Below are 23,673 nucleotides of genomic sequence, written 5' to 3'. Positions count from 1 at the left end.
TTTAACGGAACGCAATGGCATTCCATCTGAGTTCATTTTTAAGATTTCTTATATTGGTATCTTTATCAATTAATATGGTTTCAATATCCATAGCGGCGGCCCAGTCACACAACTGCTCTGCGCTTAAGTCATAGGAAAATGCAGTATGATGTGCCCCACCTGCTAAAATCCAGGCTTCCGCTCCAGTTATCAGATTAGGCTCCGGACGCCAGAAGGCGGTTGCTACCGGAAGCTTTGGCATAGGTATCTCCTGTGGCAGGCATTCTACTTCATTGACAATCAGACGGAAACGATTACCCAAATCCACCATCGAGGCAGCCACACCTTTACCCGCTTTTGAGGTAAATACCAGACGTGCCGGGTCTTCTCGGTTACCCATTGTCAGTGGATTTACCTTTATTCCGATTTTTCCTTCGGCTATAGTCGGGCATACTTCAAGCATATGAGCCTGCAAGATACCTTCTTTACCGGCAGTCAGATGGTATGTGTAGTCCTCCATAAATGAGGTACCCTTAGCATCCTTTATTCCCTGGGTCATTAACTTCATAAGACGTACCATAGCGGCAGTTTTCCAGTCACCTTCCCCGCCAAAGCCATAGCCCTTTTCCATTAATCTCTGGATTGCAAGACCGGGGAGCTGTTTTAATCCGGATAAAACTTCAAAATTTGTAACGATAGCATGATAATCCTTCTCTGTTAAAAACCGTTCAAAACCAATCTCGATTCCTGCCTGTACAGCCACATGTTCTCTAAATTCCTTTGGATCCCTGCCCTCTGTCAGGATTTCATATCTGTCATAATATTCTTCAACTAAGGCATTGATATCTCCTGCCGATACCTGCTGTACATATTCTGCAATATCTGTAATATTATAAGCATCTATTTCCCAGCCGAATTTAATCTGTGCTTCCACTTTGTCGCCTTCGGTAACTGCAACATTACGCATATTGTCACCAACACGAAGCACACGGATATGGCTGCTTTCGATTATACCAACGGCTGTAATCATCCAGCCTGCGATACGTTCCTGAACTGTTTTGTCCTCCCAAAAGCCGACAACCACTTTTCTTTCTATTCCCATACGGCTCACAATGTGACCGAATTCCCGGTCACCATGGGCTGACTGATTGGTGTTCATAAAATCCATATCTATGGTATCATAGGGAATTTCTCTGTTAAACTGGGTATGAAGATGAAGCAGGGGTTTTCGGTATTCCTGAAGACCTAATATCCAGGATTTAGCTGGTGAAAAGGTATGCATCCAGGTGATGACACCGGCACAGTTCTCTTCTGCATTGGCATCATTAAATAATTTTCTGATTGAGATATTGTCAATCAGGGTGGGCTTTAATACTACCTCAAAAGGCAGTAATCCGCTTTTATTTAATCCCTCTACAATAATTCTTGAATGTTCGGCCACAACCTCTAAGCATTCCTCACCGTACAAAGACTGGGAACCAGTAGCAAACCAGAATTGATAGTTTTTCTTAGTAAGCATATTTTATACCTCCATAAAATTGATATGATGCTCTTTTTACTTGTACCTTTAGTATATACAATTTTATGCTTCCAAACAATTGCGCCTGGCTACTGTTTCCAATAAAAAGTTACCTATTCCTACTTTGATTTTTTACCTGTTTATATCCCTATCGCTGTTTTCGCAGCTTAGCCGGAGTAGTATTATATTTATCAAGGAAAATTTTATAGAAATACCCTTTGTTCTGGTAGCCTACACGATTTGCCACCATTTCCACGGTCATATCTGTGGATTTTAATAATTTAAGAGCATTGGAAAGCCTAAGTTCCTGTACGTATTCCAGATAAGTCATGCCGAGTTTTTCTTTCAGCAGCCGGTTATAATAGTCCTCATTGTAATGGAATTTGGAGATAAGTTCTTTTATCGTAATGCTTTCATAGTTTTCTTCAATATAGCGTTTAATCTCTTCATAAATCAGCCAGTTCATCTTCTTGCGCTGTTCATTGGAAAGACGGAACTCGTAACTTGTACTGAGATGATGAAGGATTCTTATGATATAACCCTTGCAGATATACTTGGTAGCTGCATCGTGATGTTCCAGTTCCTTAAAAACAGCAAGAAACATTTCATTCAGCTTGTTGTCTTCCATATCTTTTGGTTTGAAATGCAGAAACTGCCTGATGTCCTTTTGCTTTAACAAAGCGGTGCGAAGAAAATCAAGGAGTTTCTCTTCTCCGATATTCTCAACCATGACCTGATCAAAGATTTCATTGGCAAGTCCAAGAAAGATAATAATGCTGTCCTGTCCCCCAAGAAAGTCCTGGTGGGGACAGTTTTTATCAATGAGGCAAAGCTCCCCTTTCTGGAACAGAATGTCATTTCCCATGATTCTTTGTTTAAATTCACCCTTTACAATATAAGCCAGTTCAATGTAGTCATGGGTATGATACTGTGTCTTTTCTCCAGGCGCATATTCACATCGATAGCAAAAAGACGGCTGATATGGTTTTATCGCAGCATATAAAGTGCCCTCCTTCTTCAGATTCCAACACAATATAAAACTACCTTCCTTTTTAGGCAGGGGAAAGGTCTTAACATCAATATAATCTCCGGAATATTCCGGACACATAATCCGAAGCCCAAGATTATCATCAGATTCCTTAAGTTCACTTTTTCGTTCTGTTATCTCCGTGCAGTAATCCGTCAGCTCCATACTTATCCTCCTTACTAAAACCTAACGTCAATCTTTGCGGCATGGCTTTCCCGCAGTTCTTTTTCTGATATAAGTATAGTGCTTTAAAGAGGATATTTCAATTTGTTTCTTTCATTCGTGATTGATAAGAATGCAAATTAAGTTTTTACAAACTATAATGGTATATATATTGTAACCCATGATTTCCGTTTCTCCGCCTTCCGGTATCGGAAAATCCTGCTTTCTTATAGAGATTTTGAGCAGGTACATTAGCATGATTTACAATCAATACCAATTCCTGAACAAATGTAAAGTGTTCTCTTGCAAAATCAGGCAGCATTTTCATTGCCCCTTGAGCATATCCTTTATGTTGTTCCATTGAAGCAAAATACCCTCCATAAACAGAGATGGAACAATCAGGTATTAACATCCGGTCAGGTTCCTTTCTTATGGCAGCTTCTTTCCTTGTGCCAGCTTTCTGACATCTGAAATTACACGAGGCAGCGGATTAAAATTGTATATCTTTCCAACCTGGTATAAAATCGGTTGGGCTAATCCGCATTTTGCAAGGAGCGGTTCATCAGCAAATACCGTTTCCGGAGTGCCATCGGCAGCAAGTTCCCCTTTGTGAAACACCAGCACCCGGTCAGCAAACCGCCAGGCAAAATCAACATCATGGGTAGCAATTACCAGACCAAGCCCTTTTTCACGAAGCATATCCAGGTTTTTTTCCAAAAGACAGGAATTCGCAGGGTCTAAGCTTGCACCAGGTTCATCAAACAACAGCAGCTGAGGATTCATAGCAAGGACGTCCGCAATACTGACCCGTTTTTTTTCACCACCGGATAAGTAATGAGGTGCCCGAAAGCGCAGCTCTTCTAACTGCATATTCGTAATGGCAGCGTCCACCTGTTTGCGTACCTCAGCTTCCTCTAATTTAAGATTCATTGGGCCAAAACTTACCTCAGCTTCAACCGTCCCTGCAATTATCTGATTATCCGGGTCCTGGAATACCAGCCCTACAGCCTGCCGCAATAAATTATTCTTATGCTTATTCCATTGCATCTTATCCCGGTGAAAGTATACATCACCGCTTTGAGGTTTTAAAATCCCATTGCAGCATAAAAAGAAGGTACTTTTTCCGGCTCCGTTATTGCCAAGTACTGCTACTTTCTGAGATGTATAAAGAGTAACGGATAAATTATTTAAAGCAATCCGCTCTTTATCATAACGGTAGCTTATGTTTTCAAAACGAAGTATTTCTTCCATGCAAATGCTCCTTATATTAATAAACATCTAAAAAATTTAATTTTTATTCTAAAAAATTTTATATATCAGCAATACTCTGTCATATCATATACCTACTGATACGAAGTTCAGTGTCGTAATTTTCCACCTAGGCTAAAGATGCTGTGAACTTCATATCTATACAGGGTGTTTTTAAGACAGTGTAATTTGAACTGAGATTATCTATAAAACAAGGTCATACATAAAGTTCCTATAATCAGACCTGCGGCTGCTATCACATGACTTTTCTTAATCACTTTATTATTTTCTAAAAACCGGATTTCTCCTGTATAGCATCTGCTTTCCATGGCATCAAAATTTTTATTTGCCTGATAATAACTTCTGACTAGTAAATTAGAATAGATTTTTCCTGTAGTATGTATGCTGGTGGAATAGTTAATATACCCATTCCTGCTGGCAGCCGCATTTTTCATAGAACGGTGCATTTCCAGTAAAATAAAGATATACCGGTAGATCAAATACATTAATTCGATGACAATGTCCGGTGTTTTAAAACGTCTTAGCACACCAATAATCTCAGACATGGGTGTTGTAAGACTAAGCAGATACAAACAGCTGATTGCACCCAGGGCTTTCGCCATTACAAGGGCTGCTTTTACTTGTGCGGTAGTACTGACAATGAAAAATCCGTGATACACCGGTACATTAATAACACCTGTTGGTTGAACACCATATTCAAAAAGGAGTGCCAAACCGCTTATGAAAAGAAAAGATAACGGTAGTGAAAGGATTGAAAAGTATTCCTGAATATTCAGCCCGTCTCCCAACACAAGGATAATCAGCATGACACCGGACAAAAACAGCCCCACCAAGGGAGAATGGGAAATAATACATAAGATCATCAAAATAAGTACCGTACAGAACTTTAATTCAGAAGAAACTTTATTAAGACGTGAGTGCAAAGCTATAACATCAAACTGTAAAAATCCCTCCTGTTTATGATGGTTCATGAGTGTTAAAACACCTCCTGGCACCACACACAAGGCTATCAGAATAACGGTTGGAACCATTGAATAAAGTAGGCACCAGATTACAAGCATTGCTAATAAAGCAGTTATTATCATATCGTTCTCCAAAATTTAAGTGCAGTTGTAAAATGAAAACCTCCTCCCAGCCCCATATCTATAGCCGGGATTGTTATATTACCTCATTTTAAATTTTACAACTGCTCTTTTCTCTTATACTTTATTTGTTGTTTCCGAATACTTCTTTCTGGCAACCAGATAGCCAAAGGCATATGCAATTATCCCGACACCAATACCGGTCTGCACACAGAAGATAAGGCTTTCAATTTCTCCCGGAAGTTCACCTCCGATTGCTTTTTCCAGAACCGGGGTAAACCAGGGTTCATAATCCTTACCGGCTATTTCTTCTATAACCTGGCTTCCAGCGTCATCACTGCCGCTAAACTCTGCTCCTTTTAATAAAAACAATGGCAGAATTACCAGTGCCAATACAAGGAGCAATAACAGGGCTATTGTTTTTTTATTTTTAGACATCTTACCTTGCCTCCTTTAGGAAACCAACTTCATTCAATTCAGGTGCAGCAAAGCTTTCCAGCCCCATTATAATAATTACGGTTAAAATTCCTTCAATAATTGCAAGGGGTAACTGCGTTGGTGCAAATACGGCAAGAAATTTTAAAACACTTGCGCCAACACCGCCCTCTGTACTGGGATAAGCCATTGCCAGCTGTAAGCTTGTAACACAATATGTAAATAGATCTCCAAGGGCAGCAGCAAAGAATATGGATGCCTTTTTGTTTAATTTTAATCTGTTGCCCAATTTGTATAAAAGCACAGAAAGAATTGGACCGGCTATTGCCATACTAAAGGTATTGGCTCCCAATGTGGTCAGCCCGCCATGAGCTAACAAAATTGCCTGAAATAGTAATACTATGATACCAAGGACACTGGTCGTAAACGGTCCAAATAAGATTGCAGAGAGTCCCGTACCGGTCATGTGGCTGCAGCTTCCCGTCACTGACGGAATTTTAAGAGAAGACAATACAAATATATAGGCACCTGACATTGCAAGTAATATTAAAGCACGGCGTCTCTTTTCTACCGTATGCCGAATGCTGATAACTCCCGCTGTTAAAAAAGGTATGCTGATAATACCCCAGGCAACGCAATGAAGGACCGGCAGATATCCTTCCATTATGTGCATTGCAAAAGCTTTCTTAGAAGAAGCAAAAATCAAAGCGAATAAAACTGAACTACCAAATATTCGCTTTTCTGCTTTCGTCCATTTTTTCATACTATTGTTTCCTCCTGTAATTATTCAAATTTATTACTGCTTTTCGATTTTATTGCTTAAAATCCCCCCAATCTATCACAGCCGTTATTTTTATTTACCTTGTTATATTTAACTGACATTTCAGCAATTATAACAAGCTTAAAAAATAAAAGCCGTGACAATAAAAATTGCCACAGCCGATTTTCTGTGTATATCGTCGACAAAAGGGCAGACCTTTAGCCGGCTTTTCTCTTTTTGTAGGTCTTCTGACTCACGTTTACAAAGTAATATCAGGTATTTGATTTTACTTTCGCATCCATCCTCTGCCTTCTCAGGTTTCCCCAATGACTGATTTTCATCAACGAGAATGGACTCCACGCATACAGCGGCGGTACCGTCTGGGGTTCACACCCAATTCCCTTGTCCATCCATACTCACTGTACGGAGTATGGCCACAAAAAGCTATGTTCATTAAATAACTAATGCCCATTCTTTATAAAGTGGGCACGATTATATTCTAGTTTAACAGAGCGCGCACTATAAAGAAATCATGGGATACGACTTACACTGACTTATATTATCAGCAATTACAGCAATTTCACTCGTATTGGAGTTATACCAATCTTTTTATTAAGAGTTACTGTCTTAGTCTACAATTCTCGTCGCATCTGTTAATTATTCAATTGGATTTATTATACAATAACCCCTAAACCATGTCAATACGGTTCTATTATTGTCAGCGCTTTAAGGTAAACTTCTTTAATATAAAATTTCAGATAAAACTACCGCCAAACACCCAAGGTGATTGGCGGTAAAAATTTTAACTGGTACTTCTAAACAACTACCACATGGTTTTTCCCGTCATCCATAAGTTTAACCCGGTTCCCTTCCACTGTTTCACCATCAAGGATTACCTTTTCAGTAAGTAATTCACCTTTACTTCTGCTTTCAACCCGAATTTCATAAACAGCAGTCCCATGCTTATACCAGATGGAAAAATCACCGAAGTTTGCAGGGGTTTTAGGGTCTATTACCAGATAGCCATCTTCCTTTTTAATCCCTAAGAAATAGTTCACCAGACCCTGATACATCCATCCTGCTGAGCCTGTATACCAGCTCCACCCTCCTCTGCCGGTGTAGGGAGGGCTTAAGGAGATATCTGCAATCATGACATAAGGTTCCTTTTCATACTTAAGGGCATTTCTCTTATGCAGGGTAATGTGAATGGGATTTAACATAGTAAAAAGCGTGTGGGCCATACTATAATCCCCAATCATCGTATTGGCTATGGCTAGCCAAACCGCTGCATGGGTATATTGACCACCGTTTTCTCTGATACCGGGGTAATAATTCTTAATATAACCCGGATTTTTATTGGTTCGGTCAAAGGGCGGCATCAGAAGCAAAGAAATTCCCTCTTCTTCTTTAACCAGATACCGCTTTGCCGACTGCATTGCCGCAAGGGCTCTTTCTTTTTTAGCACCTTTTGATATAACGCTCCAGGACTGACTGATGGAATCGATTCTGCACTCATCATTTTCCTTGGAACCTAGTTTGGTGTAATCGTCATAAAAAGCTCTTAAATACCATTCCCCATCCCAGGTATTTTCTTCAATACTATTTAAAAGAGTTTCTCTTTTTTGCACCAGTTCATCGGCAAATTCCGTATCCTCTTCATGATAGCAAAGAGGTATAAAATCTCCCATTAAGGAATAGAAAAACCATGCCAGCCATACGCTTTCTCCGGTTCCTTCTATTCCCACCTCGCTCATACCATCGTTCCAGTCCCCGCCCCCCATAAGGGGAAGTCCGTGTTTTCCTAGTCTGGTGTAAAGAATTGTTTTCTTACAATGTTCATATACACTGCCGGTCAGCTCTGACCGTTCCGGTGTAAACATGGCGTCATGCTGATTTTCATTCAGCAAAGGTCCCTTGATATAAGCCACCTTCTCCTTTAAAATCTGGTAATCGCCCGTACCCTGTATATAGGCCGCCGTAGCATAAGGCAGCCAGAGAAGGTCATCCGATATTCTTGTCCTTACTCCAATACCTGTAGGCGGATGCCACCAGTGCTGAACGTCACCTTCTTCAAATTGTCTGCTTGAAGCAATCAGAATCTGGTTTTTTAGAGCCTCCGGATTGGTGTACAAAAGGGAAAGCGTGTCTTGTAACTGGTCTCTGTAACCATAGGCACCACCGCATTGATAAAAGGCAGCTCTTGCGTTTATCCGGCAGGAAATGGTCTGGTATAACAGCCAGCCATTTACCATGATGTCTATAGCCCGGTCACTGGTCTTTACCTTAATGGTTCCTAGTATCTTATCCCAATAACGTTTTACCTTATCAAGTTCTTCCGAAACCTTTAACACATCCTTGTATTTCTGCCTTAGGCAGGTTATCTCTTTTGAATCTGCACTCTGACCCAGTCCAAATATGATCGTTTTGGTTTCACCGGCTCTGACCGTTATCGATACCTGTATGGTTCCGCAGGCATCATAACAGGCTCCGGTGCTGTTGGATAACTTATTCTCCAGCCCCTGAGGCTTTAAGACGTAACCCTTTACCCCCAAGAACTCCTGCCTGTCCCCGGTATATCCGGTTATCATCTCACTGGAGAAGATAAAAGCATTGAATTTGTGGTAATTATAACTGTAGATATTAGAGGCACTTAAATATTCATGTTCATTATTGTATCCAGTTACAATATAAGGACCGGTCTGATCCCTTGCAGTACCAAGTACCCACTCAACATAATAGGTCAGAGTCAGATACTTGTCCCTGTCACAGGTGTTGGTCAGTTTAAGCTCCCATAACTTTACCGGCTCCTCAAGAGGCGCAAATACAGTAAGTTCCTGTTTCAAATTTTCCTCTTCATGGCGAAATACCGAATACCCAAAGCCATGCCTTACCAGATACTTACCCCGGTCCGACCGGCCAAGGGAGGCAGGGGTCATTACCTTCCCTGTTACTTCATCCTTGATATATATAGCTTCCGAAGCTCTATCACTGACCGGATCATTGGACCAGGGCGTAATCTTATTCTCTCTGCTGTTACCTGCCCAGGTAAATCCGGCCCCCGACTCAGAGACAAAGAAACCAAAGTTCTGATTAGCAATTACATTAATCCAGGGTGCAGGCGGTTTGTTGTTTCCTTCCAAAAGAATTTCATATTCTCTTCCTTCTTCTACAAAACCGCCAAATCCATTAAAAAATTCATAATTCTCATTCCCTTTAAGTTTCTTCTCCTCTGGTTCTTTTTCCTCAGTTTCCGGTGTTTTTACAGCATCCATTCAAGTTCCTCCCTTCTTAAAGCCTAATAATCTTCCGTATCAATTTCCTGGACATTCTGCTTGATATTTCTAAAGAATATGCCTGTTCTTTCCGAGAAAACCACCCTTGCTACCGTAAACAATAAATCCAGTTCTGCCGGAGTCATTTGATAGGAATGAAGAATAAAAAGGCTGGGTCTTTCCCGGTTTTCATCATAGACCCGAAGAGAACTGGTCATATCATTTAATAAATCCGTTAGTTCCTGCATATATCCGTATTTACCTTCGCTTAGTATAATAAGATCCACCTTAACCCGATTAATTCTCAGATATTCATAGGCTTTTAGTACGTTCTTAATAATGCTTTCGTCTTCAATGGATTTCACCCTTAAAAGCATAATGGGATTATCTCCCGAGACACCAAATTTCCATAAGAAACTCTGATTTTTCCAATTCCTTCGTATATTTTCTGCCGGTCCTCTATAATAACTAGAGGGATAAAAAATGGGACTGATTAAATCCTGGAAGGCATTTAACTGTGGTCTTGTAATATCCAGATATTTAAGCTCAATCTCGCTTTGTAACCGGAATTTTTCAAATATATCGTCAATCCGGTAGGCGACACTTAACTCTTCGCTTATTTTTACAGCCTCTTCTTTGTTTTCACATACTCCGGTAATAAAGGATACACAGGCACTCTCTTCCGGTCCTAACGCTATAGTTACCCTAAGGCTCATAATGGGATCATTACAAAAACCGGTATTATTAGATAAAGAGATACTATTAACTACTGCCTCTGGGTTTTGCAGCGTGTTGTTCCTGCCAATAAACTTAAGTCTGTCATTTTCGTATTCCACGCTTTTTACCGGTTTTACACCAGGTTTTACCATGTGCATGATATACGGACTTCCTTCCCCTTTACTGCCTCGTCTTCTGGATAAGAAGACAGATTGTTCTTTTATAAATTCACTTTCAATAAAAAGCTTATTAAAGGCAGGATGGCTTAGCTCTGCCAGATAACTGTCTCCTACCACTTCCAGATAGCTGGTGATTTCAAGCTGTTTTGACTCTTTTCCATTATTGGTTAGTTTCACTTTGCGGATTTCCAGGTTATGATCCGGGGATAAGCTAACGGTTGTGTGTGCTGATATATCACCATCGGTTCTTTTAAATTCTGCCTGATGAGGGGAAAAGACTACCTGGTATTCCTCCGGCTCGGCTTTGGTAGGATGAAAAGCAGCACTCCAAACCCTGCTCTCCTTGATATCTTTAATATAGATATAATTACCAGTATTGGCATATAGATCTGCCCGCCAGCGGTAAAGCATCATATCTTTGTAATTGCTGAATCCATCTCCATCTGAGGTAATCATAAGGGCATATTTATTATTGGAGAAGTATCCGGCAACGGGTATTTTAGGTGCTGCACCATTTACATAACGGTTGCTGACGATGTCTTCCTTAAAATTCATTTTGCCCATCTTAATGGTATAACCTCGTTTTGCAATAGAGATTAAATAGGACTGCCGTTTCTCCTCAAGCATGGCTTCTGCTGCCTTAATAATTGGTTCCGAATGAAATCTTTTTCTCATAATGCCATCATTTAAAAAGTTATTGATGGCTACCAGATTCATCCCCTGATGATGAGCCATGTAGGATTTAACAATACAGTAGGGCGTCATATTCATGGAATCCGGACTGTTAAAATCAATTGCTTCATAGTAGCCGTAAACACCAAAAGCTCCTAAATCCGATATTTTTCTAAGATTGGTTACGCATTCCTCTCCGGCATAATCAAGAGCCAGCATAGTAGCATACGGCGCTACTACCAGAGAGTTTTTACGTGCAGGCTGGAGTCTTAACTTGGGAACACCAAAAGCCCGGTACTGATAATTGGAATCTAAGTCAAACCGATAATATTGTGATTCGGAAATACCCCAGGGAATTCCCACACGTCTGGCATATTTTATATGCTGCAACACGGCGGCTTTAGAGGTTTCAGCAAATACAGAGCCTTTATATTCCCGCATAATCAGGTTCGGTAAAAGATATTCAAACATAGTACCGCTCCAGGAAACAAAACAGGGAATCCCTTTTACCATTGTTAGAGGTCTGCCCAGCTTATGCCAATGTTTTAAAGACACCTCGCCTCTTGCTACCGCTATAAGACTTGTAAGGGAGGATTCAGAAGCCATTAAGTCATAGCAGCCTTTATCAATGGTCCCAGAGGATACATGATAGCCGATATGAAAGAGCATCCTTTTTTCATTGTACAAGAAATTAAACTCTGCCTCCAAGAGAATCGAATCTATCTTTTTTACTAGTGTTAAAAGCCTTTCAACCATAGCTTTAGCGCTGTCATTTCCTCTTAACTCCAGCATTTTTAACGATGGTTTTAAAGAAAAGGAAATATCTTTTAGCTTAAGATGATCTGCTTCATTAATTATTAATTCCATATTTTTTAACAGTTCCCTGGTCCAGGCCAGATTTTCATGGGGAAGCTGCTCTCTGTCAATTAAGTAATCTTTAATTGTTGTAATATCTTTGATAAAGTCCCCTACCGTCTCATAGTCTTCCTTTAAAACCAGCTCACTGTTTAAAAGCCTCATGGAGTAGCGTATCTCAGAAAGAAGGCTTTCTTTATATACCGGTTCGTCCATCAATCCAGTCAGACCGTTTTTTAGAGCAATCAGATGACCCAGGAAGTTTCCGCTGTCTACCGTAGAGATATATTCGGGACTTAGTACTTTTAATGTGTATATATTATACCAATTGTATAGATGCCCCTTCCACTTCGGAAGTTTAATTACGGTCTCCATTAAGTTTTCCAGCATTCCAAGGGTTGCACTTAAGGTTTCAAAACCAAAATCCCTGGCGGAAAGAATAGCTAGAAATTGAAGTCCGATATTGGTTGGGGAAGTCTTATCACTGACTTTTTCTACATAAGCAATTTGATGATTATCGGGGCAAAGCCAGTTATTTCCCTTAGTGGAGTGGTCTTTAAAAAACAACCAGGTTCTTCTTGCAGTCTCAAGGAGCAGGTCTTTATCCCCTGTTTGGGTTAGAGGTGCGGACTGTTTTCTTGGCAGACTGATCCAAAAGGCCAGATAAAAGGAAGCCCCCCAGGATACGATTACCAAGCTATATAAAAGAGTCCCTAACAGGTGCAGTTCCTTAAAGACGATAAGACCAATTAAAAGTACCACTGGAATAAAGGAACTCCACATGGTTAAAAAATATCCTTTTTTCGTGTTTTTAATGGAAGCATCTACAAGTTCCGAGGCTTTCCATTTCAACAGATTTTTCTTACTTACATAGACCCGGTACAGGGTTCTGATAATGGCATCCAGGGCAGTATACGCCCGGTAGGGGGTAAGCACCAGTTCTAAATATGCCCGTTCAAACATTAATTTGATTTCTCTTAGTAATCTTTTGTAAACTATGGCAAGCATTGGTCGTTTCATCTTCTGCATCCATACTGCCAATAGCAAAATAATGAGATTCAACAGGTCGGAAAAAAATACGAAGGGTAGCCACAAATAATAGATTTTTGGCATAATTGCAAGATTTAGTATAATAAACAGGGTCTTGCTTATGGGTACTAAGCTGCGCCTTAAATTATCAAGTATTTTCCATTTGGATATTGCATTAAGGGATATCCCATTTAAAACCTTTGTCTTAAACAGCCAGGGCACAAGCTGCCAATCCCCCCGAATCCATCTGTGCTCCCGGCTTACATAGGAAAGTACGCTGGTCGGAAAAGTATCCATGATTTTAACAGAACTCGAAAAAGCTGTTCTTACATAGCAGCTTTCTAAAAGGTCATGGCTTAATATGCTGTTTTCGGGAATTGTATTATTTAAAATTTGGTGAAAGGTGTCTACATGATAAATACCTTTACCCGTATAAATTCCTTCTTTAAATATATCCTGATAAATATCGGAAATAACAATGGAGTAATGGCTTAAGCCTGATTCTCCCCCAAAGATTTCAGGAAATCTGCTGCTTAACTTATCAACAATATGATTTCTGATTGTAGGCTGGATAATAGCGTAGCCTTCCATTACTCTCTTTCCTTCTGAATCCATTACCGGTTTGTTCAGGGGATGATCGATAAGCCCTACTAATTTAGCCCCGTTGTCACGGATAAGATTGGAGTCAGCATCTAAGGTAATTACATAGGTAAAGGTTTCAAGGATCTGCTCGTCACATAAAAGAGTAGTAAACGTAGTATCCTCTTTTTTTACTCCATGGAGTAAATTATTAAATTCCTCCAGTTTGCCTCTTTTACGTTCCCATCCCATGTAGCAGCCCTCCGACTCATTCCATTTCCGACACCGGATAAACAAAGAGAACCGTTTCTGGGCAGAGGGGTAGCGGGTATTAAGTTCCTGTAACTTATTAATAAGTGTATTTTTAAGAACCTTATCTTTTGGTATGGTTAGTTCCTTTGCATCTTCAAAATCCACCAGAAGGGCAAAGTATAAATTTGGCTGTCTATTAGCCAGATAATGCCGTTCCAGCCGGTCCATGTATTCCAGGCACTGTTCTTTTGAATTAACCAAAACCGGCATAACAAGAAAGGTCCTCGCACTATCCGGAATCTCCTTAAAATAATCCAGGGAAGGGATTTTTTTAACCGGCAGCCTTCTGGTAAATATATGATTAGTAATTTCAAGGGCTATTCCCATTAGGAGCGGAAAAGCGACGAATAAAATTATGACATATGAAAGATGATTGTTGATTTTTCCCAGGTCTTTCATCATATAAACAATAAAAGCACTAAAGATAAACAGAATCAGGAAGGCACTCAGAAAATATAAGAACCCTTTGATATTCTTCTTATCTCTTATGGGATTTTTTATTGGTTTACCAAGTATTTTTGCTTTTAATAACGGGAAGCCCTTCTCAATTAGATATGCGCCAACATGATGGGAACAGTTTAAACCTTCCGTTCCCTCAGTGGCAAGTTCTAAGCAGGCTTCTGCTATATCTACTTCTTCGATCTTATATTTATGAGAAAGTTTTACGATTTCTCCGCGATAAATTCCCCGACTCTCAGAATCCATGGTTTTATAGACCCCTGCCGGATCTTTTGACAGAATCCGCTCTAAATTGGAAAACTCCTCAAAAAACTTTTCATCGTCCACTTCGTTGATTTCTCTTAAGCTGACAATAAGGGAATGAATGTTAGATTCAAGATATGACTCAAGCTTTCCCTCTTCTAAAAAGACCTTTGACGGCATGACACGCTTACCGTTTCCTTTGAAATGATAAGCTAAATACTGTTTGATTGCCTCTTCATCAAAGGACATACTTTTTAACAAATATATGACCTGGGCGTGGAATGAATAATTATGTCTGCAATCAGAATCCAGCTCCGTAAGTAGTTCATTCATATCTGCTATTCCCTGTTTATCCGCCAGCTTTTCCTTTACAAACCGATCCGCCTTTGATTTTACCTTTATAATACGGACAATGTCTTCTGCTACTTCAATAATGCTCTCTAACAGACAAAAACCTATCATTTCAGGCAGAACCCATAACTCCTTATCCGTTAACGAAATCTCTTTTTGATATGCATGAATCATAATAGAGATATTGGTCTCATCCAAATGTCCACCGGATAAAGCCACCATCTTTTTCGCTACAACATAAATTCTTGGGAATCCGCGGTATTCCCTTGTCCTAAGTATTGGCAGTACTTCATAACTTGTACCGGAGACTCTGACTTTTTTTATTTCCCGGTACATCATCTGGAAATTATCAAATAACCAGCGGGCGGCAGGTATCATAGTAATGATATCAGCTGAGATTTCAGATACATTATTCCGTATCCGGTTCAGCTTTTTGTAAGCAGCTTTATTATAATCTCCCAGGACAAAATTATATTGGGCAGTCTTTACCTGTTTATGAATTTTGGCAAGTTCTACCATCTGAAGAATCCAGTCTTTCTGCCCTACAACTTCTTTATTGCCTGTAAGTTCCGTCAGCAAATTTATTTTTCTTTTAAACTGTGTAAAACGGTAATACATTATAGACAAAATGCATAGCAATACAATTAATAAAAGTGCGATTTTAAATCCCACCGGCAAATTTACCACATCATCAACGATTACTTCTAGTGTGCTTAAAAACATAGTTACCACTTCCTTCATTTACGTGATTCAAAATCGTATATTTTTTGATTTTCTGCATAATTTTATTACTGCGGATAACTTGACAAAATAATTACATAATTAATTATCTTATCATTTCTTAAGTTTTGACTGTAATCTAGTATTAACGAAGCTGGTGTAATTTATTCTTTGATTTGCAACAGTCCCCGCGCCTGAGCGGAATGCTTTTTATTTTACAGAATAGTTTAGAGAACTTTCATAAAATAAAAAAAAAGCCCATAACCGTGAATTTACTAACAGTTATCGGCTCTAATACCTGCCTTATTCAGTTGTTGTATAGAAAATCAGTACCTGGAATTACTTAAGCTTTTCGTAATCCGTAATGACTCCTCCATAAACTGTTTGCTCTCATTTATCCATGCAGCTATTGACTACAAGCTTTCTACACTATGTTCTGACAGATACTTTTCCATAATATCAGCCGCAATACCGACAAGTTCAGCACAAGGCCTTTTCTTATAATACTCTGCCGTTCTAGCCTCAGGCACCGGACTATCTATACCGTCTTTTAAGCCTAATAATTCCCGGCATATGATAGAATGGTTTTTCTCCGTAAATTCCCTGGCAAGATATTGGATTCTTTCATAATGTTCTGCTTTTGTCTTTTGATCTTTGGGATCTGTATAACCATAAATCATGCCAGCAACCATAAACATCCCAGATACTGCCCCGCACACTTCCCTTAACCTTCCCATTCCACCCCCAAAGGAAGAAGAAAGCTTTGCGGCAGTCTCAAAATCCATATTAAGTTCCTCACAAAACGCCAAAAACACTGCCTGTGAACAATTGTAACCTTCTTTAAAATAATCCTTTGCAAGCTCTGAATGTGATTTTTCCATTATTTTTGGTTCTATATCCATTATTATCCTCCAGACTTTCTGTTTCTTTTTAATGTAATTCTTATGGATTTATTTTTTATCGCAATGTGATTCTAAACAATTTTCCTTTCTATATCTTAACAGATAATAAATAGAAATAGCAATAACTTTAGCCCGCTTTAAAAATATTGATACCTTCGCTTCCTTATTCCCACTTAAAAAAACGAAGAGAAACCGTTACACATAACACTGCAATAATTACCATTACAAGTACTGGCAGGAATACAATTTCAATAGGTTCTCCCAGGGAAGCTGCTTTCAGAAGTTTTATCCCTTGTGTCAGAGGCATAAAATCCGCTGCTTTTTGGAGTGCTAAAGGCATCACTTCATAAGGCAGTGTAGCTCCTGAAAAGATAAGCATTGGGAAATACAGCAGACTGGCAGCAGCGCTTGCTATTTTCGTATTTGGTGCTACTCCGCCGACTAATACTCCGATACTGAATATAGACAACATGACCAGCAAATATGCACCCAAAAAATGAAACCAGGAACCTTGTAAGTGATAACCAAAAAAGAATCTGCCAACCAAATAAATTAAAATAAGTGATGCAACTGAATAAATAGCATAAATAACAATCTGCACTGCCAGAATCAGAACAGGACTAGTAGGCGTTATCTTAAACCGTTTTAAAATTCTTCTACTCCGGTAATCAGATACAACTAACGGTAACCCCATCACACCTCCGGCACATATGGCAATCGTTGACACCGCACCAAAAGATTGGGCTAAAAAGGTGTAATCTGCACCCTCAAAAGCAGGCTTATCTCCAAACACCGCCCCCAAAATCAAAATAACTGCAACCGGCATGCAGATTGCAAAAATAAACATGTCCATTCCCCGAAGGGATAACTTGATTTCTGTTTTCAGTAAGGCTTTAAAGGCTTTCATTTTCATCCTCCTCGTCTGTGTACCAAAGATATGCGTCTTCTAGTTTTTCATATGGACTTAAAGCTATTGCTTCTTTAACAGTTCCCTCGAAAATAGATTCACCCTTTTTTAAAATCATAATTCTGTCACAAAGTATTTCTATCTCTTCCAGGTAATGGGAGGCTAAAAATATGGTAATTCCTTTCTCTTTTAAGGTAACCAGTCTATTCCATACCTCTCGTCTTGCTTTCACATCCAAACCAGTGGTCAGCTCATCTAAGAATAAGATTTTAGGATTTGGAATCAGTGCCAATACAAGGAATAAGCGTTGTCTCTGACCTCCCGAAAGTTCACTTACATAATTCTTAAACTTTTTCGATAGTCCAAATTGCTCCAGCAAAGTAATATAATCTAACGATGTTTTATAAAGGGCTGACGTAACCTGGCATAATTCTGCTACCTTTATTTTATCCTGGTAATTCGTTTCCTGGAACTGAACCCCCACCTGTTCAAATAACTTTTTCCGATCAGTCAGGGGATTCATTCCTAATAAGGATATAGTTCCCTTATCTTGCTTTTTCGTACCTAAAATACATTCGATTGTAGTGCTTTTACCTGCACCATTTGCTCCTAACAAACCAAACGCCTCTCCACGGTTAACGGAGATATTCAGATTCTCCGCTGCTTTGATACGACCATAGGATTTACTTAGGTTTTTTACCTCAATGGTTGTTTCCATGTCATTATTCCCTCCTGCTTTTTTCTTTGCATAAAAAGAATAACACCAGAACAAAGTCTGGTGTTAAAGTGTAGGGTTTTCTTTAAATTGAATTTTCATTTGTTGCAGCATTTTGATCATGACTGCTGCATTTTGTTCTGCCTGCTTTAAGGAGGTTATCAGTTTATCGCATACTGAAATAATATCTTCCTTGTCCTTTGGAGTATCAATGATCTGACGCAGGTTTACTTCTTTATTTTCTGTCAGGGTATTAAGCATTCGCAAAATTGCTGAAAGAGAATAATTAGCCCTCCGCAGGCAGCGTATAATTTTAAGTCTGCGGATATCATCACCATTATATATGCGGTAACCATTTTGTTTCCGCTTAACAGTAAGCAAACCGTTCATTTCCCAATTTCTTATAGCATCAATTGAGAGTTGCAGATAATTGGCAGCTTCTTTTCTGGTTAAATATAGGGTCTCCTCTTCCTGATTATCCCGGTATAACAGATTCTCAGTTATCAAAATGGCATCTTCAGCATCTTTCTGCTCATTTTTAATCTGCTGAAAATACTGCTCCGCTAAAGAAATCGCCTTGTCAAAATGCCCAAGAGCCGAAGTTTTAATGATAGTAATAGCCTGTTTCCTTAGTCCATTTTGCAGTACCTCTACTTGTAAAGATATTCTTGCAAATTTAATCTGCTCCAAATGAAATTCTGTAAATACGCGATAACCATTTTCTTTGCGTGCTGGTTTTGAAATCAATTCAAGTTCTTCATAGAGCCGCACCGTATTGGGGTGTATGCCAATACGGCGTGCGATTTCAGAGGTTTTGTAGGTGTTCATGTTAACTCCCATCTGTTGACGATTTATAGTCAGAACTAGAGCGCAAGTTGTCATTGTATTTATCACTTTCCCAATTTTTTGCTTATATTGTACGCTTGATAACTTGTGCTATACTTCTATCCTAACACTCATATAAAGTCTGGTGTTTTAATGGAGGGTTTTCTTATTGTAGCATTCACACCATATCTATTTTGCTCCTTGTAACGTTTGATCAATAACATTCTTCATAATATCCTTTGTCATTTTACCCGGAACATATCCAAAGACATTACCATCCTTATCAATCATAAATGTAGTCGGAAAGGCAGTAATACTGTAATTTTGTAAGATTTCCCCGGTTTCATCAAAAACCGTTGGGAAGGTATACTCATTCTTATCTAAGAATGAAATAATATCCTCTTTCTTTTCATCCTGGTTATAAGGATACTTCTCACTCTTTGGATTCGTTACTCCTAAAAATACCACCTCATCCTGATTTAAATTATATTCTTGATACAACTCTTCAATATGGGGCATCTCCTCTTTACAAGGCGGACACCAGGTCGCCCAGAAGTTTAAAAACACAACTTTTCCCTTGTAATCAGAAAGAGTGTGTTCCTCCCCGTATTGATCCTTAAGAGTAAAATCAAAGGCAGGAATCGGTGCAGCTTCCGAGGCATCCGTTGATGAATCCTCTGCTGTTTCGTTCGAGGTACGATCTGATGTTTCTTCTGAGGAATTTTCTCTGGTATCATTCCCTGTTACACCAGTATCGGTATCGGATTGATTATTATCAGTATTTTGATTATCCATAGAAGAATCTGTTTCTCCTGAAGCTTCTCCCTCGTCCTTAATGTTAGTATCTGTTTGGGAACCTCTCTGTTGATTATTACTGATAGAATTCAAATAACTCGAAACCCCATTCATCCAGCCGGTAAAGGTCATAATACCCATAAGAATAAGTATAATACCACCGGCCTTAATGGTATACTTAAGGAGTTTTTGTTTCGATTTTAAAAACTCTAATGCCTGAGTGGTAAATAATCCAAGCAATAGAAACGGCAGAACAAAACCCAGGGCATATATTAACACCAGCAGATATCCCGTTACCGCCGTTTTCGCTCCGGAAGCCATAATCAGAACAGAAGAAAGTGCAGGTCCAATACAGGGTGTCCAGGCAAAGCTAAAGGTAAATCCAAGGACAAGTGCTATAAATGGATTGACTTTTTTATCGGTTAAATTAAGGTGCAGCTTACGTTCTTTTTGTAAAAAGGAAAAGTCTAATACACCAAGCTGAAACAGCCCTAAAAGTACGATTAATATTCCGCTGACTCTGATAAAGAAGATTTTATTATGATTAAAAAAATTGCCAAGGACCGTAAAGGACATACCTAGGATGAAAAAAGCAAAGGAAATGCCAATTACAAAAAAGACTGTGTGGAGAAATACTTTTTTCCGGCCATATAAAATCTCACCATTTTCTCCCACCTTTTTCGCATTACCAGCCAAATAACTCATATAAACAGGTATTAAGGGAATAACGCAGGGTGAAAAAAAGGATAGAATACCCTCTAAAAATACAAGGATAAAACTTACATGCTGGGACACCACAATATTTACAAACATAATTCATCTCCTATCTTTTTAATCAAGGTTAACAGGTATATTAATTTCACTTTATTTACAGGTAGCCGTCACTTCATATCCGATTGCATTTTTCGGACATATTGTAACACATTTTCCGCACTGAATGCAATCTGGGTGGCTTAAGGCATTTCCTTTGTATTCATAAGGAACGATACCCAATGAGCATTTTTTCTCACATAATTTACAGGAAACACAATGAGAAGATACTTGCAAAACTTTTTTATTCTTTCTGAATTTTGAGATTACCGAAGCTAAGGTTCCCATGGGGCAGAAATTACACCAGGTCCTACTGTTATAGAATAAGGATAATATAACTCCTACAATCGTAGTTATCACTATGATACGGTAAAATACCATTCCAATTCCATAAGGATTACCCCAATTTTTTTTAATTCCCAAAGTAAACATCGTCATCATAAATAAAAACATAAATGCCCGGAAACCAGGGGATTTTAAAAACTTTGGTACCTTTTTATTGTTACTGATCTTACTGATTATATTATCATAAAAATTGCCTCTTGGACAGAGGTTTCCGCACCAGTATCTTCCTTTAAAGATAGCTACAACAGCAGGTGCCAGCATACAGATAATTGCCAGTAACGCAAAACGCAGATCCAACAAACTTAAGGTCACAAATGCAATTAGCAGAATAAACGAATACTTCTTCCAGAATATAAATACTTTCTTCACAACACACTCTCCATTTGATAGTTTAGCAGATAACCCTATTAATATAAGTTACAAAAACATTGGTTATTGCTACTGTTTTATATCATTATAACAGTTCCGAGTTTTTTATCTGTGACTTTATCACATCTATCCGGTTAAAATAAAAAAAGTTAAAGCCGCTTTTAAATAAAAACCGCCTTAACTTTTTATTAAATGAAATCCTATACGGTAAACCGCTGTACTTCCATTACCAGCTGTTCTGAATTCTGATTCAATTGACCCGCCGATTGATTCAGTGATTCCACGGACTGGAGCTGGTTACTTGAAATTTGATTCACATTATTACTGGATGCAGCTATTTCTTCCAGAACTGCTGATATGTTTTCAATGGCTCCCAAAGTACTTGTCCTTGCTTCTTCTATGTTATTTACATTTTCTATGATACTTTTTAAGTGGATCATGAGATTATCTACACTATTATTTATACCCTGATAGGATTCTGCCGTATTCTTCACTGCCATATCCTGAAGCACTAATACATTTTCAGCGCTTTTAGCCGATTTTACAAGCTCCATGGTATTACCTTGAATGGATTCTATTATGTCTCTGATATCATTTACCGAGTGTCTCGTCTGTTCAGCAAGTTTTCTGATTTCATCTGCTACAACCGCAAAACCCTTACCCACTTCACCGGCTCTTGCAGCCTCAATGGAAGCATTCAGTGAAAGAAGATTTGTCTGGCTTGAAATTTCATTGATAACATTAATAATTGAATCAATTGACATAGATTTCTGATTCAGTTCTTCGATTCCCCTTACAATATCCGTTGTAATCGAAATCGTTGACTTGGTCTGCAAAGTCAGTTCTCCGGTTACTACGGTTCCTTCCTGAATACGTTTTTTGGTACCTTCTGCTATTTTTCCTATTTCACCGGTATTCTCACTCATCTGCATAATCTTATTAGAGAGCTTATCCATTTGTTTTAAGCATTCCTCCGCATCCTCGGCCTGCTGCATGACCCCTCTTTCAATATCATTCATAGCTGTTGATATATCCTGGGTTGTCTTTAAAAATGCTTCGGAAGTTTTTGTAACATCCGTAGAAGCTACGGAAACGTCACCGCTCATACCCTTTACCTGACCAATTAACAACTTCATATTAGAGAAAGTATGATTGATTTCGTCTGCCAGAACCTTGAATTCATCCTTTCGTTTCATACTAAAATCTACTGTCAAGTCGCCGCCTGCCGCCTTTTTTAAATTTGATATAATACTTTTTATTGTTTTGTCAATACCGGTTGAAATAAACAATCCGGTAAAGACCGCAAGGATACAGGCTATAATCACAATAATGACGGTAAGATTCTTAATACCGTCCGCCTGACCCAGGATGGTACTTTTTGGTATGACAGCACAGACCATGGCACCCGTATCTCCAAGTTTAGAATAGATATATAAATTCTCTTTACCATTAATTTTTACATAATATGCTTTACTGGTATCTTTAGAAGAGACTGACTTCTTATAAAAATCCTTATCCGTAAATATGGCTTTTTTATTTTTATCCTGACTACCTGAAATTATCTCTTTTCCATCACCTGTCACCAATCCAATGATACCGGTTTTATCAAAATTAATACTTTTTAATATATCCTGTACCGCACTGATATCCATATCTATAACAATCAAGGCTTCCGCTCCTGCAAAGTTTCTGATTAGTCTTAAGGAATAACTCTCAGAATCTGTTCCCAGTTTTTCGTCCAGATATGTATTGCTTCCGACCCAATAAGAATCTTTAGAACCATTTACCTTCCTGCCAAACTCTGTATCAAAAAAGCCTGCACAGATAGGATCTGCCTGGGACTTTAAAGTAGTTATTGAGTTCACCTTATCGGACAGGATACTGATATTAGATATAAAATCATCCGAAGAGGTTTTTGTCATAGCAGAACTATTCTGATTTCTGAGAAAACTGCTACTTTCCAAGGCATCTTGACTGTAAAACCCAAAGAAATATTCATTTGTTTCATTATCATTTATATACTGAGTGGATAAGGTTTTTATGGAATTAACCCCCAATTTTAAATACTGGGTTGTCATATTAACCGCCTGACTGGCGGATTGCTCATAACTGCTGCGAATTCCCTGGGCTGCTTTATTAAAAGAGGCTGCTCCAAGAATAAGAATAAAGATTATCGGAACCAAAAAGGAAACGATCAGCTTTACCCGTATGGATGCAGAAAGCAACATTGAGGTAAAACCATTCCTTATAACTTTTGTATCTTTGTCCTTTATTAGACTATTTTTTTGTTTCCCCTTAACTTGATACTTAGCTCCCAATTTTAACATATCATTTTTCTCCTTTGTAATGTAAAGGTGTTAAGATTCCTTATAACTCGTTTTTTA

At 38.8% G+C, this 23,673-nt stretch carries 16 protein-coding genes and 1 riboswitch; all 16 genes read right to left on the bottom strand.

All coding sequences use genetic code 11. The features are described 5' to 3' along the window. Position 1 precedes the first annotated feature (1 nt). Positions 2–1,498, bottom strand: a complete 1,497-nt coding sequence (gene araA / locus QA584_RS12890) for an L-arabinose isomerase (RefSeq protein ID WP_278274909.1) — start codon at positions 1,496–1,498, stop codon at positions 2–4. 148 nt (positions 1,499–1,646) lie between these two features. Continuing rightward, positions 1,647–2,690, bottom strand: coding sequence for an AraC family transcriptional regulator (locus QA584_RS12885; RefSeq protein WP_278274908.1), 1,044 nt, complete (start codon positions 2,688–2,690; stop codon positions 1,647–1,649). 145 nt (positions 2,691–2,835) lie between these two features. After that, positions 2,836–3,048, bottom strand: coding sequence for a GNAT family N-acetyltransferase (locus QA584_RS12880; protein WP_278274907.1), 213 nt, complete (start codon positions 3,046–3,048; stop codon positions 2,836–2,838). Between the two features lie 68 nt (positions 3,049–3,116). Continuing rightward, positions 3,117–3,938, bottom strand: a complete 822-nt coding sequence (locus QA584_RS12875) for an energy-coupling factor ABC transporter ATP-binding protein (protein WP_278274906.1) — start codon at positions 3,936–3,938, stop codon at positions 3,117–3,119. Positions 3,939–4,135: 197 nt separating this feature from the next. Further along, complete coding sequence (gene cbiQ, locus QA584_RS12870; protein ID WP_278274905.1) at positions 4,136–5,041, bottom strand: cobalt ECF transporter T component CbiQ; 906 nt, start codon at positions 5,039–5,041, stop codon at positions 4,136–4,138. 114 nt (positions 5,042–5,155) lie between these two features. Continuing rightward, positions 5,156–5,476: an energy-coupling factor ABC transporter substrate-binding protein gene (locus tag QA584_RS12865; protein ID WP_278274904.1), complete on the bottom strand. Its 321-nt coding sequence runs from the start codon at positions 5,474–5,476 to the stop codon at positions 5,156–5,158. A gap of 1 nt (position 5,477) precedes the next feature. Then, a complete protein-coding gene (locus QA584_RS12860) occupies positions 5,478–6,236 on the bottom strand; it encodes an energy-coupling factor ABC transporter permease (protein ID WP_278274903.1) in 759 nt (252 codons plus the stop codon). 218 nt (positions 6,237–6,454) lie between these two features. Further along, positions 6,455–6,690, bottom strand: a riboswitch (cobalamin riboswitch). Positions 6,691–7,048: 358 nt separating this feature from the next. Next, on the bottom strand, positions 7,049–9,505 hold the full coding sequence (locus tag QA584_RS12855) for a GH36-type glycosyl hydrolase domain-containing protein (protein ID WP_278274902.1): 2,457 nt from the start codon (positions 9,503–9,505) through the stop codon (positions 7,049–7,051). Between the two features lie 23 nt (positions 9,506–9,528). After that, positions 9,529–15,624, bottom strand: a complete 6,096-nt coding sequence (locus QA584_RS12850) for a glucoamylase family protein (protein ID WP_278274901.1) — start codon at positions 15,622–15,624, stop codon at positions 9,529–9,531. Positions 15,625–16,034: 410 nt separating this feature from the next. Continuing rightward, entirely contained in the window at positions 16,035–16,523 is a 489-nt protein-coding gene (locus tag QA584_RS12845; RefSeq protein WP_278274900.1) for a C-GCAxxG-C-C family protein, read from the bottom strand. 163 nt (positions 16,524–16,686) lie between these two features. After that, the gene (locus tag QA584_RS12840) at positions 16,687–17,430 is read right to left on the bottom strand and encodes an ABC transporter permease (protein WP_278274899.1); all 744 of its coding nucleotides are present in this window, start codon (positions 17,428–17,430) and stop codon (positions 16,687–16,689) included. Then, positions 17,417–18,148, bottom strand: a complete 732-nt coding sequence (locus QA584_RS12835) for an ABC transporter ATP-binding protein (protein WP_278274898.1) — start codon at positions 18,146–18,148, stop codon at positions 17,417–17,419. The genes QA584_RS12840 and QA584_RS12835 overlap by 14 nt, the downstream gene beginning before the upstream one ends. Positions 18,149–18,211: 63 nt before the next feature. Continuing rightward, positions 18,212–18,973, bottom strand: a complete 762-nt coding sequence (locus tag QA584_RS12830) for a MerR family transcriptional regulator (protein ID WP_278274897.1) — start codon at positions 18,971–18,973, stop codon at positions 18,212–18,214. Positions 18,974–19,159: 186 nt separating this feature from the next. After that, a complete protein-coding gene (locus QA584_RS12825; protein ID WP_278274896.1) occupies positions 19,160–20,578 on the bottom strand; it encodes a redoxin domain-containing protein in 1,419 nt (472 codons plus the stop codon). Between the two features lie 51 nt (positions 20,579–20,629). Continuing rightward, positions 20,630–21,289: a 4Fe-4S binding protein gene (locus tag QA584_RS12820; protein WP_278274895.1), complete on the bottom strand. Its 660-nt coding sequence runs from the start codon at positions 21,287–21,289 to the stop codon at positions 20,630–20,632. A gap of 200 nt (positions 21,290–21,489) precedes the next feature. Continuing rightward, positions 21,490–23,616 carry a methyl-accepting chemotaxis protein gene (locus tag QA584_RS12815; RefSeq protein ID WP_278274894.1) on the bottom strand — a complete coding sequence of 709 codons (2,127 nt, stop codon included), beginning with the start codon at positions 23,614–23,616 and terminating at the stop codon, positions 21,490–21,492. Positions 23,617–23,673 lie beyond the last annotated feature (57 nt).

Source organism: Anaerocolumna sp. AGMB13025, from assembly GCF_029689925.1.
Lineage (GTDB): Bacteria > Bacillota > Clostridia > Lachnospirales > Lachnospiraceae > Anaerocolumna.
The sequence above is the reverse complement of the archived record's forward strand: the minus strand, read 5'-3'. Positions and strand labels throughout refer to the sequence as shown.